13 protein-coding genes are annotated in these 14,223 nt (G+C 34.6%); 5 read left to right on the forward strand and 8 right to left on the reverse strand.

Going from position 1 to position 14,223, the window contains the following annotated elements:
• Nucleotides 1-100: 100 nt before the first annotated feature.
• From mmuM to dnaA, 8 genes are all read right to left on the reverse strand, one after another.
• On the reverse strand, nt 101-1,066 hold the full coding sequence (gene mmuM, locus J6L95_RS06750) for a homocysteine S-methyltransferase (protein ID WP_287458566.1): 966 nt from the start codon (nt 1,064-1,066) through the stop codon (nt 101-103).
• Between the two features lie 12 nt (nt 1,067-1,078).
• Nucleotides 1,079-2,446: an alanine/glycine:cation symporter family protein gene (locus tag J6L95_RS06755; RefSeq protein ID WP_287458567.1), complete on the reverse strand. Its 1,368-nt coding sequence runs from the start codon at nt 2,444-2,446 to the stop codon at nt 1,079-1,081.
• 110 nt (nt 2,447-2,556) lie between these two features.
• A complete protein-coding gene (gene gyrA / locus J6L95_RS06760; protein WP_287458568.1) occupies nt 2,557-5,004 on the reverse strand; it encodes a DNA gyrase subunit A in 2,448 nt (815 codons plus the stop codon).
• A gap of 14 nt (nt 5,005-5,018) precedes the next feature.
• A complete protein-coding gene (gene gyrB, locus J6L95_RS06765) occupies nt 5,019-6,962 on the reverse strand; it encodes a DNA topoisomerase (ATP-hydrolyzing) subunit B (RefSeq protein ID WP_029070834.1) in 1,944 nt (647 codons plus the stop codon).
• Nucleotides 6,962-8,053: a DNA replication/repair protein RecF gene (recF, locus tag J6L95_RS06770; protein WP_029072848.1), complete on the reverse strand. Its 1,092-nt coding sequence runs from the start codon at nt 8,051-8,053 to the stop codon at nt 6,962-6,964. Before recF ends, gyrB begins: the two co-directional genes overlap by 1 nt.
• Nucleotides 8,047-8,256 carry an RNA-binding S4 domain-containing protein gene (locus J6L95_RS06775; RefSeq protein ID WP_029070836.1) on the reverse strand — a complete coding sequence of 70 codons (210 nt, stop codon included), beginning with the start codon at nt 8,254-8,256 and terminating at the stop codon, nt 8,047-8,049. Before J6L95_RS06775 ends, recF begins: the two co-directional genes overlap by 7 nt.
• 174 nt (nt 8,257-8,430) lie before the next feature.
• Nucleotides 8,431-9,534 (reverse strand): DNA polymerase III subunit beta, encoded by a 1,104-nt coding sequence (gene dnaN / locus J6L95_RS06780; protein WP_287458569.1) that lies wholly within the window; start codon nt 9,532-9,534, stop codon nt 8,431-8,433.
• A 137-nt stretch (nt 9,535-9,671) separates the two neighbouring features.
• Nucleotides 9,672-11,024, reverse strand: a complete 1,353-nt coding sequence (gene dnaA, locus J6L95_RS06785; protein ID WP_029070838.1) for a chromosomal replication initiator protein DnaA — start codon at nt 11,022-11,024, stop codon at nt 9,672-9,674.
• 476 nt (nt 11,025-11,500) lie between these two features.
• On the opposite strand from dnaA, the gene rpmH reads away from it, so the two are divergent.
• The 5 genes from rpmH to J6L95_RS06810 all read left to right on the forward strand — a co-directional run bounded on the left by rpmH (nt 11,501) and on the right by J6L95_RS06810 (nt 14,208).
• On the forward strand, nt 11,501-11,635 hold the full coding sequence (gene rpmH, locus J6L95_RS06790) for a 50S ribosomal protein L34 (RefSeq protein ID WP_006504672.1): 135 nt from the start codon (nt 11,501-11,503) through the stop codon (nt 11,633-11,635).
• Nucleotides 11,636-11,672: 37 nt separating this feature from the next.
• Nucleotides 11,673-12,008: a ribonuclease P protein component gene (rnpA, locus tag J6L95_RS06795; protein ID WP_029070839.1), complete on the forward strand. Its 336-nt coding sequence runs from the start codon at nt 11,673-11,675 to the stop codon at nt 12,006-12,008.
• A complete protein-coding gene (locus tag J6L95_RS06800) occupies nt 12,009-12,899 on the forward strand; it encodes a YidC/Oxa1 family membrane protein insertase (RefSeq protein WP_029072850.1) in 891 nt (296 codons plus the stop codon). It begins immediately after the preceding gene.
• A gap of 9 nt (nt 12,900-12,908) precedes the next feature.
• Nucleotides 12,909-13,508 carry a Jag family protein gene (locus J6L95_RS06805; RefSeq protein ID WP_074686262.1) on the forward strand — a complete coding sequence of 200 codons (600 nt, stop codon included), beginning with the start codon at nt 12,909-12,911 and terminating at the stop codon, nt 13,506-13,508.
• Between the two features lie 385 nt (nt 13,509-13,893).
• Entirely contained in the window at nt 13,894-14,208 is a 315-nt protein-coding gene (locus tag J6L95_RS06810) for a YdcP family protein (RefSeq protein ID WP_000420682.1), read from the forward strand.
• Nucleotides 14,209-14,223: the final 15 nt, after the last annotated feature.

The raw sequence follows: 14,223 nt of genomic DNA on the forward strand, positions 1-14,223 counted from the left end.
ATAATACTCCTTTATGTAGTTTTCACTGCAAATTATACAACATATAAATTTAAAAGAAAAGTCCCATTCAAAGGACTTTTCTTTCAATAATTTAGGATTTTTATATCTTAATCTTTTTTACTTGATCACTAAGATAAATCTCTTTTGCTTTTTTAATATCAGATACGTGTTCTGCTTTTGTCGTACAGCATCCACCTACCCCTTTAGCACCAGCTTTCATCCATAGTAATGCATAATCCTTAAATGATACATGATCTTTATTAGGAGACCATGTCTTTGTTTTTGGATCATAGATATCACCACTATTTGGATAAACCGCAACTGGTACATCCGCATATTTTGTTAAAGTTAAAATAAGATTCTCAATATGTGTTGGATATGTACAATTGACACCAATCATCTGTAGATGAGGATGGTCTTTTAAGGCAATAGCACATTCCTTGATTTCTTGTCCTTCGTAGGTATGAATATCATCACGACATGAGAAGCTGATCCAGTAATCAACACCTAATTCTTCTGCTAAATTAGCTTCAATTAATGCTTCTCTTAAAGATGGATCAGTTTCAAAGAGAATCAGATCAGCACCTGCATCCCATAATAGTTCAATGCGTCGTTTATGGAAATGACGTAGTTCTTCATCAGAGATTTTATACTGTCCTTTATATTCACTGCCATCAGCTAAATAGGCGCCATATGGACCAACAGCCCCTAAACAAAGTGGCCAGATATCATCTTCTGATGCTTCTTCATCCCACCATTCTTGACGTGCCTGTTTAAACAGTTCAACTGATAGTGTGATATAATCTTCAGCTTCTTTTTCTGTATATCCTGCTTCCATTAATCCTGGAATAGAAGCCTGATAACTACATGTAATACCGCACTGAGCGCCAGCTCTAAAATAGTATTTATGGACTTCCTTGATTTTTTCAGGATGTTCAATAAGTGCAGTTGCACTCCATAATTTATTAGAAAGATCCATTCCTAGAGCTTCCAAAGCGGTAGACATAGAGCCATCAATAACTAATATATTTGTTTTTTCTAATGTTTCTTTTAATGATGTACGCATAGTTTTTTCTCCTTATTTTCCTGGAAGATAACGATACCAGAAATCGTTAAATAATCGCAGAATTTCATTATGTTTCATAACAATAAAGATCATTGTCATAATAACATAGACAGCGGACAAAATATCTGTCATAGCCCAAAGTGATGTTGCTTCTACATTATAGAAAAGCACACATGGGATAAGATAGTAGATCATATAAATACGTGTTGCCACTTTGTTGGCGAACGTATCCCCAAATACATAATTGACAGATTTCTCGCAGCTATAATACATTCCAATGATAGTTGTCCATGCAAATACCGCAATCGCAATAGCCATGAAATAGCCTCCATAGCGTCCAAATGTCGTTTTGAAGGCAACTGTAGTCAACTGAGCAGAAGTCGTCTTAGGATAGTCAATATAGACGTTTGTGACGATGATAGATAAAGCTGTCACTGAACAGACAACAATAGTATCAAGAAAGACTTCTCCCCAGCCCCATGAGGACTGTCTTACTGGATGATCAGTCTTAGCACTCGCATGAGCAATAATCCCATATCCTGTACCAGCATCATTAGAATAAAGCCCTCTTGCGATCCCAAAACGAACAGCTTCTTTAACACTCGCCCCAGCAAATCCACCGATACCAGCCATTGGTGTAAAGGCACTTTTTACAATTAATGTCAATGCTGGAATAATAGCATCATAATGTGTAACAAGAATACCAATTCCGCCGAGAATATAAAGCATTGTCATAAATGGAACAACACGTTCCATGATTGCTGAAATACGCTTTAATCCTCCAAATATCGTAATAAAACAGCTAACTCCTAATACAATAATAGTCAAACGTGTATCAATATGAAAAGCTTCAAATAAAGAACTCGTTACCGCTTCACTTTGAACTGAACAAGTCCAAGGACCAAGTACAAAACAGGCAACCCCCAATAATAAAGCACCTGTCTTCCATCCTAGCGCATTCTTCATTACAAAAGAGCGATCGCACATATATTCATCCATCGACTCATTATACTTCACACGATAGCGCTGACCTAAAATAATCTCACATGCCTTCGTAGACATCCCGAAAAGGCCAGACACCCACATCCAAAAAATAGCTCCCGGTCCGCCTGATACGATGGCTGTGGCTACGCCACCAATATTCCCGACACCGATGGTGTTGGCCATCGCTGTACAGGCAGCCGCAAACCCTGAAACACTTCCTGTTCCTTCTCCCTTCTTCAACATTTTTCCATAAGTGTTCTTAAAATGAAAACCAATACGTCTGAAGTTATACATAAACTTAAATCTAATAGAAAGATATATTCCCATTCCAAGAAGAAGAACAGTCATCCATGTCCCCCACATGAAATCTGCAATACTCGTTAAAAATGCACCCATAAAATTCCTCCTTTACATAATACATTCACTATAAAGAAGAATATCCTAAATGTACATTACCATTTTTCTATAGTTGGGTATAGAGTAATGTAATATCAAAAAAGAAAGTGTTATTCAGCACTTTCTTCTTCCTCTTCATTCTTTTCTACAACTGAGATAGATGAAACAGTAGCACCGTCATCAACACGAATAAGTCTTACACCCTGTGTTGCACGACCAGCAAATTTAACCTGTTCCATTGGCAATCTGATAATAATACCTTCACTTGTCATGATCATAAGATCTTCATCACCATTTACCGCTCTTAAAGCGACAAGCTGTCCATTCTTGTTGGTAATATTAACAGTCTTAACACCTTTACCACCACGTTTAGCAAGACGATATTCATCAAGAGAAGACATCTTACCATAACCATTAGCAGTAACAATCATGATCTTTTCACCTTCCGAATTAGTAGTCATGCCAATAACACTGCTGCCATCAACATTCATACCACGAACCCCGGAAGCACTTCTTCCCATTGCTCTTACATCCTGTTCATCAAAACGGATAGCTTTACCATTGGCAGCTGCCAATAGAATTTCTGAATGACCATCTGTTAATTTAACATCAACTAATTCATCATCATCTTTTAAGCTAATTGCAATCTTACCAGTCTGTCTGATTCTTTCAAATTCCGCAAGTGGTGTTCTCTTGACAATACCCTTCTTAGTTACAAAGAATAAGAAGTTTTCATCAGAGACTTCATCGCTCTTGATTGAAATCATAGACTTGATAGATTCACCCTTATCCATATTTAAAAGATTGATAATAGGCAATCCTTTAGCTGTTCTACCAAACTCAGGAATATTATATCCTTTTAGACGATAAACCTTACCAGCGTTTGTAAAGAACAACAAGTGGTCATGAGTGGACATATTAAGTAAGCTATCAACAACATCATCATTGTTTGTAGCCATACCCTTGATACCTTTTCCACCTCTATTTTGCGCCTTGTATGTATCTACTGGCATACGTTTAACATAACCGTTTGTAGTAAGTGAGATGATGATATCATCAACTGGGATTAAATCTTCATCTTCAATATCAAACGTACCCTGAATGATTTCAGTACGTCTTTCATCCGCATATTTTGCCTTGATTTCAAGAAGTTCATTATCGATAATTTCAATAATTCTTTCCTTGTTGGCAAGAATATCCTTTAAGTCCGCAATTGTTTCAAGTAAGCTATTCAATTCATTCTGAATCTTTTCTCTTTCCAAACCAGCCAATCTCTGTAGCTGCATTTCTCGAATAGCTTTAGCCTGTCTTTCAGACATATCAAATTCGTTCATTAATCTCTGCTGAATGATTTCAGTTGTACGAGAAGAACGAATTAATTCAATAATCGCATCAATCTGATCGATAGCTCTATTTAATCCATCGAGGATATGAGCACGATCTTCTGCTTTCTTTAATTCAAACTGTGTTCTTCTTCTAATGACATCTTCCTGATGTTCAAGATATGTCATAATTAAATCTTTTAATGTTAAAGTCTTAGGCTCATTATTGATAAGTGCAATTGTGTTAACACCAAAAGTAGTCTGTAAAGAAGTTAACTTATATAACTGATTTAAGATGACTTCAGGCTGTACATCTCTTCTTAATTCGATGACAACACGAATACCTTCTCTATCACTTTCATCTCTTAATTCAGTAATACCTTCAATATTCTTATTCTTTACATGTTCTGCAATCTTTTCAATTAATCTTGCCTTATTGACCATGTAAGGAATCTCAGTGACAATAATCGCCTTCTTGCCATTTCCGATATCTTCAATATCAGATTTAGCACGCATGGTAATTAATCCATTACCCGTCTCATAGGCTTTCTTGATAGCACTTCTTCCAAGAATATAGGCTCCAGTTGGGAAGTCAGGTCCTGGAAGATAATTATCCATGATTTCAGTAATTGTGATATCTGGATTTTTTGATATCGCTAGAATCGCATCAATAACTTCTCCTAAGTTATGAGGAGGAATATTGGTAGCCATACCAACGGCGATACCAGTTGTACCATTTACAAGTAAGTTTGGTATACGTGAAGGAAGAACCGAAGGTTCTTTTTCTTCTCCATCATAGTTAGGGACAAAATCTACAGTTTCCTTGTTAATATCTCTAACCATTTCCATACAAATTTTAGACATTCTTGATTCAGTATAACGCATAGCGGCTGCGCCATCGCCATCGATTGAACCAAAGTTACCATGTCCATCTACAAGCATATAACGATAAGAGAAGTCCTGTGCCATTCTTACTAATGCTTCATAGATTGAAGAGTCACCATGTGGGTGATATTTCCCCATGACGTCCCCAACAATTCTGGCAGACTTCTTATATGGCTTATCACTATAACAGCCTAATTCGTTCATCCCATGGATGATACGTCTTTGAACTGGCTTTAATCCATCTCTTGCATCTGGCAATGCACGTGATACGATAACGGACATTGCATATTCAAGAAAGGATTTTTTCATTTCACTAGTTAGATTTATATTCTTTATTCCACGATCTTCCATAAAGTATTCCTTTCTTAAATATCAAGATTTTCTACATATTTTGCATTTTCTTTAATGAACTCTCTTCTTGGTTCTACATTTTCACCCATTAATTTATCAAAGAGAAGATCTGCCTGCATAGCATCATCAAGATTAATCTGAAGCAATACACGGTTATCTGGATTCATTGTTGTATCCCATAACTGTTCAGCATTCATTTCACCAAGACCTTTGTAACGCTGAATAGAATATTTAGCAGTAGGTCCTAATTCTTCTCTAAGTTTATCTAGTTCATAATCACTATATAAATAATGATCTTCCTTGCCGTGTCTTAATAAATAAAGTGGTGGCTGTGCTGCATAGACATAACCTTCTTCAATAAGTGGTCTTAAGAAACGATATAAGAATGTCAACATCAATATTCTGATATGACCACCATCGACATCGGCATCGGTCATGATAACGATCTTGTGATATCTTAATTTATCAAGATCAAATTCATCACCAATTCCTGTACCAAATGCAGTAATCATCGATCTGATTTCCGCATTGCCTAGAATTCTTTCTAGTCTTGCCTTTTCCACATTCAAAATCTTACCTCTTAAAGGCAAGATAGCCTGTGTTCTTCTGTCTCTACCGGTTTTGGCACTTCCTCCGGCAGAGTCCCCTTCGACAATGAAGATTTCACATTCACTAGGATCCTTAGAAGAACAATCCGCAAGCTTACCTGGCAAGTTAGAAATATCAAGAGCAGTCTTTCTTCTTGTCATTTCTCTTGCACGCTTAGCAGCCATTCTCGCTCTAGAAGCTAATGAACATTTATCAAGAATAACTTTTGCGACATCAGGGTTTTCCAATAAGAACTTTTCTAATGCTTTAGAGAATACATTATTGGTAATTCTACGTACTTCCGCATTTCCTAATTTAGTCTTTGTCTGACCTTCATACTGAGGATCAGGATGCTTAACTGAAATAATAGCAGTTAATCCTTCACGACAGTCTTCACCGGAAAGATTATCATCTTTATCTTTCAAGAATCCTGTCTTTCTTGCAAAACTATTTATAACTCTTGTTAAGGCAGCTCTAAATCCTTCTTCATGAGTACCACCTTCATGCGTATTGATATTATTACAGAAAGAATAAATATTAGGCTGATATCCATCATTGTATTGAATAGCGATTTCTACTTGAACATCATCATCTTCAATAAACTTACCAGAACCTTCACAATCAATAATTTCATCATGAAGAGGTGTCTTAGATGCATTAAGGAAAGCAACATATTCTCTTAATCCACCTTCATAGTGGTATTCCTTAATGACAGGTTCCCCTTCTCCACGTTCATCTTCAAGAACAATTCTTAAACCTTTGTTTAAGAATGCAAGTTCTCTAATACGCTGATTTAATGTTTCAAAATCATAAGTCGTTGTTTCAGTGAAAATCTGAGCATCTGCTTTAAACATAACAGTTGTACCAGTATCATCACAATCTCCAACGATACTTAACTCATCTACTGGAGCTCCACCGTTTTCAAAACGCTGATAGTAAATATGACCATCACGATGAACATAAACTTCCAGCCATTCACTTAGGGCATTAACAACGGAAGCCCCTACACCGTGAAGACCACCTGATACTTTATATCCACCTTCACCAAATTTACCTCCGGCATGGAGAACAGTGAAGATTGTCTCAATTGTACTTAATCCTGTTTTTGCATTATGTCCGGTAGGCATACCTCGACCATTATCGACAACCTTGATGACACCATCAGGCATCATAATGACACGAATCTTTGTACAGTATCCGGCTAATGCTTCATCAATAGAGTTATCTACAATTTCCCATACAAGATGATGTAGACCCCTCGCTGATGTTGTCCCAATATACATACCTGGTCTTTTTCTGACAGCTTCAAGTCCCTCTAAGACCTGAATATCAGAATCGCCATAACTATGCTGGACTTTATTGTCTTCCATTAAGACTCCTCCTTTATAGATCCATTTACAATCTCTATTTTCTTAGCTTTCTCAATAAGAGAATGATGAAGTCCTTCAATTGATGTAGTTGTTACAAAAGTCTGTACTTTACCATCAATTAAATTAAGAAGCTTCGTCTTTCTCGTATCGTCAAGCTCACTTAAAACATCATCAAGCAGAAGAATTGGATATTCTCCTACTTGTTTCTTTACAATTTCCAATAAGGCCATCTTGATAGAAAGCACAATCGCACGCTGCTGACCTTGAGATGCAAACTGTGTTGCATCTTTCTTATTAAGAGTAATCTTCAGATCATCTCTTTGCAGACCATCCTGTGTCTTTCCATAGCGAATATCTCGATCATAATGATCCTTATATCGTGCTAAAATTGTATCCTTATCAATCTTTTTATACTGTGTTTCATATCCAATCATCAACAATTCATCATTGGCAATATATTGATATAAAGTAGAACTAAAAGAATGAAGAAGCTCTACAAAAGCAATTCTTCTTTGAATCAGATCTACCTGTAATTCAGCCATCTGTTCACTCAATACTTCCAAATAAAGATCTGCTTTCTTATGTTTAGACTTCAATGTCTTCAAGTAGACATTACGTTCCTTAAGCAGCTTATTGTATTTCGTGATGTTATACATATAGATCGGAGATATCTTTGATAGCTCACGATCTATAAGCTTTCTTCTTTTGCTTGGGTTCCCCTTTATCAAAAGTAAGTCTTCAGGCTGAAAAAGAATAACATTCAAATAGCCGATATACTCACTTAAACGTTTAATATCCTTATTGTTCAATATCGCCTTCTTCCCTTGGGAAGAAAGTACAATCTTAAGATGAAGAGGCATCGCATTAGAAACAGCTTCCCCTTCTACAATAGAGAACTCATCATCAAAGTAAATCATATCCTCAGAAGAACCTTTAAAGCTTCTTCCTGAAGAAAGAAGATAAATAGCTTCCAGGACATTCGTTTTACCTTGCGCATTATCCCCTATTAATATATTGATAAAAGGGTCAAACAGAAATGACTCTTTTTTATAATTACGAAAAGAAGTCAATTGAAGCGTCTTGATTAGCATGACACCTTATAGGATTCACCATTGTATGTAAATACATCACCATCACGAAGCTTCTTACCACGACGTGTTTCCACTTCACCATTGACACTTACTTCTCCCTCAGTGATGACTACTTTCGATTCAAAACCTGACGAAGTCGCACCAGCAAGCTTTAATGCCTGCCCTAAAGTGATATATTCTGTATGAATAACTAACTCTTTCATAGTTTCACTCCTTTTACCTTAATCTTTCATATTATATCATAAAAACAGTAAAAAATGAAGAAAATAAGAGTGAAAACGGCTATAGGATTTTTACTATAGAAAATCCAAAAAAACTCTTAAATCAAAAAATAGAGACAAATAAGAAGATGACCTCCTTATTTGTCTCCTCAATTATTAATAAGAACGTACTGGAAGAACGACTTGAATATTATCATCTCTTTCAACATCTTTGATGATGAAAGGTCTCATAGTTCCAGTAAACAAGATTTTAACAGTTTCACTACCAACTGACTTAATCGCATCAGATAAATATCTTGCACTAAATGAAATCTCTAATTCTTCTCCCTTATAGAAAGAAGCAGAAAGATCTTCTTCAACAGAACCAATTTCCTGAGAATATGAAGAAAGAACAACATGATTAGGACTCATATTCAATGTAACAATATTAGTAGAATCAACTGAGAATAATGAAGCACGATCAATGGCACTTAATAAGACAGAACTATTTACTGATAAAGAATAATCATAAGCATCAGAAATAAGACGTGATGTATCAGGATAAGTACCATCAATTAAACGAGATAGAATGTAGAAATCATCAATAACAAAGAGAATCTTACGATCACTTACAAAGACATTGATTTCTTCATCTTTTTCAATAATACGAGAAATCTCAGTTAATGATTTCTTAGGAACAATAATATTAAATGACTGTTCATCTTCTAAATTAATGACATTCTGAGCTAAACGGTAGCTATCTGTTGCAATAGCAACCATCTTTCCATCTTTAGCATGGAAATTAACACCAGTAAGTACTGGTCTAGTTTCTTTTTCACTAGTCGCAAATGAAGTTTTTTCAATAACAGTCTTTAATAAGAAAGCACGTAACTGAAGAGGAATCCCTTCTGTATTCATATCTACACGAGGATAATCATTGATTGGTGTTCCATTTAAATCAAACTTAGAAGAAGAACCTTCAATTCTTGTTAATGTTCCATCAAGGATTGAAATATGAACATCATCAGAATCAATTTTCTTAATAATCTCTAAAATATATTTAGAAGAAAGAACAACGCCACCTGTTTCAATGATTTCAATATCATCAGTAATTTTAGTTTGAATAGTAATATCACTATCACTACCTGTAAGAATTAATCCATCATCTAATAATTCAAATTTAATACCTGTCAATACAGGAAGTGGACTTTTTAAAGATACAGCTCGTGATACTTTAGATAATGCATTTAACAAGACAGTTCTTTTAATTACAAATTTCATTTTTTTCTCCTTTATTTATATATATTATTATATTAATTATAATAATATTGTGCACAAATGTGCATAACTTAAAATCTATCGAATTATTCACAATAAAAAGTGGATTTCAATTGTGAATGAGTTGTGCACAATTGTGACTAACTTAATTTCTTTTTAATCTCCTGGACAGCCTTTTTATACATGGCATCCTTCTTCATATTTTTTTCTACCTTATCACATGCCTTCATGACAGTAGAATGATCTCTTCCACCAAATTCTTTACCAATCTGAATAAATGACATATCTGAAATTAAGTTTCTAACAAGATACATGGCAATATGTCTTGCCACAATAATATTGGATGTACGTGATTTAGAATTAATCTGAGAAACACTTAAATTATAATATGTCGCTACACATTTTTTAATTTCATCGACTGTTAGATCATTTTGTACAGTTTTCGTTTCTTCAGTCTTATAGCTATCAGCGAAAGCTTCTAATGCAAATTCAAGATCAATGGATTCTTTAGATTGACCAAATACAAGCTTATAGAAAAGCAGTCTTTTTAAAGATCCCTCTAGTTCCCTTACATCCCTATTAAAATGAGATGAAATAAAGTCGAGTACTTCTTCACTAATAGGATAATCCACCTTTTCGATCTCTAGCTTCTTTTGAAGGATTGCTTTAGAAGTTTCAAATTCAGGAGTATCAATTGAGACTGTTAATCCGTTTGTAAAACGAGAAACAAGTCTATTTTCCATCCCTTTTAGATCTTTAGGTGGCTTATCGCTGGTAATGACAATCTGTTTATTGTCATTTTGTAGACTATTGAAGATGTTAAAGAACATCTCACTAGAAGATTCTTTTGATGCGATAAACTGGATATCATCAATTAATAAGGTATCAATATTACGATAACGTAAATTAAATTCCTTGATGGTACCATTTCCTAATGATGAAATATAATCATTAACAAATTGCTCACTTGAAGCATATAAAACCATTTTTTTAGGATCTTTCTTTTTAATATAGTTACCAATCGCATTAAGAAGATGGGTCTTTCCTAGACCAGAATTACTATAAATAAAAAGAGGACTGTAAGCTGTACCTGGTTTCATGGCAACAGCTAACGATGCATTCTGGGCGATTCTGTTGGAATTGCCGACGACGAAATTATCAAAGGTAAAATCAGGATTGAGATTATCGGAGAACTCAGGGATTTCTTCTTCTTCCTGAAGTTCTTTTTTATTATATTCTTTTTCAAATTGCGAATCAGAAAGGAGCTTAAGCTCATAGTGTGTATTGTGTTCGCTATTATAGATCTCAGCCATTAAAGGAAGGTATTCTTCGACGATACCAACATTAAATTCAAAAGGAGTTGTCAGTATGATGGAATTTCCTTCATATGTACGAGCCTGGAGATCATGAATAAAAGAATCAAATACGACAGAATCGTCAATCTGAGGTTTAATCTTAGGTAGGCATTGTGACCAATTTTCCTGAAGATTCATTAATTCACCTTCTTTCCGTCAACATTATAATGTATTTTGTGAATAAAATGAAGATGAAAAAAAGTTATCCACAATATATTCACACACTTATTCACCATTTTTGGCGTATCCTCATGTGAATAAAGAAAGTTACGCACATATTTGTGTTGTAGTGTGAATTGTGGATAACTAAGATATGCACACCCACAAATTTGTGAATAACTGTGAGTAACTTTTTAGCGCACATACTTATTCACAGGTTATGCACATATAATTATCCCCAAGAAAAAAGCAAAAAATAACTTTATTCACATCTGTGAACAATTCAAATTCATATATGAATAACTTGTGCACAAGTGGTGATTTATGACCAAAAAAGCCCTACTTACCGAATCTTTTTAGGATTTTTATTGACTTGAAAAGTGATTTCAAATATAATGTGGTAGCATATGTTAGCTTAGTATAAAGTAATTTAAAAAAATCGGAGGTAAGTGAATATGAAAAGAACATATCAGCCAAATAAAAGAAAAAGAGCAAAGACTCATGGATTTAGAGCAAGAATGGCTACAGTTGGCGGAAGAAAAGTAATTGCTAGACGTAGAAAAAAAGGAAGAAAAGTTTTATCTGCTTAAAAAGTCACCACTTTGTGGCTTTTTTTTCTAAAAAAATATGGAAAAATCAAGAAGAGTCAAGAAAAGTCAGGATTTTGAAAAGATCATAAAAAAAAGAAAAAGTGTCGCCAATAAGGCATTTGTTCTTTATTATGATCCATCTTCTTCTCCGCTAAGAGTTGGTATTTCTGTGTCTAAGAAATTAGGAAAAGCTCATGTCAGAAATAAAATCAAGAGACAGGTCAGAATGATGGTACATGATGGCTTTGATTTTGATCAGAATTGTGACTATATTATTATAGTAAGGAATAAGTATCTTGATGGTTCTTATGAAGACAATAAGAAACTTCTTATATCCTTATATAAAAAAACATTAAAAAGGATGGAAAAGTAAATGGTATTAGACGTACGCACTAAGAAGTATTTAAAGATTTTTGCCTTATTTGCTTTTGTATTGGTTTTAACAGGATGTGCAAATAACCTTGATGCGAAAGGACACTTATTGCCAGCACGTGCTATCACTGAAGCAACAAAGTGGTCTCCAAGTGCAGGATTATTTGACTTTATTCTTGTTATTCCTATCGCAAAAGGAATCATCTTATTAAACAATCTTACTGGTAATGTCCTTTGGGGCGTTGTTGGTATGACTGTATTAATTAACTTGATTATCTTACCAATTATGATCAAATCAACTGTCTCAATGCAGAAGATGCAGCTTATTCAGCCAGAAATGCAGAAGATTCAGGATCGTTATAAAGGTAAGAACGATCAACAGTCACAGATGAGAATGTCTGCTGAAATTCAGGCACTATACAAAAAGAACAATGTCTCAATGTTTGGTGGTTTCGCTACATTCTTATCATTGCCAATCATGATTGCAATGTGGCAGTCAGTACAGAGAGTTAAGATCTTATATTCAGCAAAAGCATTTGGATTGAGCCTAGGTGTAACACCTATGTCTCAGATCACTAAAGGTTTATGGGGATACGCAGTTATTATTGCGATCATGGCCTTAACACAGTTTGCGGCTATTGAAATTAACAATTTCATGCTTAAACGTAATCCAAACTACAAAGAAAGCTCTCAGCAGGGTTCTATGAAGATGATGAACTACATGATGGTTATCATGATCGTTTATTTCGGTTTGGTTATGCCAACAGCTATGTCATTCTATTGGATCACTACAAACGTGATTACAGTCATTAGAACAATCTTTATTCAGATTAAGTTCATTGAGAATGCTAAAGAAGAAAAAGAGAAAAAAGACGCTAATGTCATCAGATAGGTGATTAACATGAAAACATTTGAAGCAAAAACATTAGAAGATGCAAAACGTGTTGCATGTGAAGAATTAGGGATAACATCTGAAGAATTAAAATATAACATCATCGATGAAAAAAGAGGTTTATTCTCTAAGAAAGTTGTCATTGAATGTTATAGTGAAAAGATGGTAGAAGATTATATCAAAGACTATGTCACTACAATCTTGAATGATATGGGATTTGAAGTAGAAATCGTGACATTTAAACAAGATGATCGCATCTACTGCAATATTGATACCGACAATAACTCAATCTTAATCGGTAAAGCAGGTGTGATTTTAAGAACATTAAACTTTATTACTAAAAACGCAGTTGCAACTACATTTAAAGAAAGAATTGAAGTGAGTCTTGATATCAACGGCTATAAAGAAAACCGTTATAAGAAAGTATTAGCTATGGCCAAGAGATTTGGTAAGCAGGTACAAAGAACACATATCGATGTTGCACTTGATCCTCTTCCAGCTGATGAAAGAAAAATCATGCATCAGGCTATTGCAGAAATGGAACATTTAAGTACTGAGTCTCAGGGCGAAGGAAGAAATCGTTTCATTACAATTCATTATGTAGACTAAAAACCAGTGAATTTCACTGGTTTTCTTTTTTTAATGATATGTTTATAATAAAAATAGCATAAAAATCTAGTTATCCGCATAAAAACTGGACTTATCACACTTTATCAAGGTCAAAACCACTCAATTTACTACTAATTTACTACTTATGAATGAGCTTTGATACGACGATTTATCCTTGAAAAGTGAAGATATAAAGATACTTCCAATAAAATTTGAATATTTAATAGGTAGACACTTCAAAAAATGAGGTGTCTATTTTTTTACCCGATTTTGAAAGGAAGTGAACTTATGAAAACAAAAAATCAAGAATCAAAAGGTCGTTCCCCACTCTTTAAGACCATCAAACATTCATTCAGCCAATAAAAAAGAAAGGATAGGTAAAAATATGGAACTTAAATTTGTGATTCCCAACATGGAAAAAACATTCGGCAATTTAGAATTTGCTGGCGAGGATAAAGTCGTTCAGCGAAGAATCAACGGACGGCTAACTGTCTTATCAAGAAGCTATAATCTCTATTCTGATGTTCAAAGAGCAGATGATATTGTGGTGGTGCTTCCTGCTGAAGCTGGCGAAAAACATTTCGGCTTTGAGGAACGTGTGAAGTTAGTCAATCCACGTATTACCGCAGAGGGCTACAAAATCGGCACTCGTGGTTTTACAAATTACCTTTTACATGCTGACGACATGATAAAAGAATAAAGAAAGAGAGGAAAA

The organism is Kandleria sp., assembly GCF_017934775.1.
GTDB classification, from domain to species: domain Bacteria; phylum Bacillota_I; class Bacilli_A; order Erysipelotrichales; family Coprobacillaceae; genus Kandleria; species Kandleria vitulina.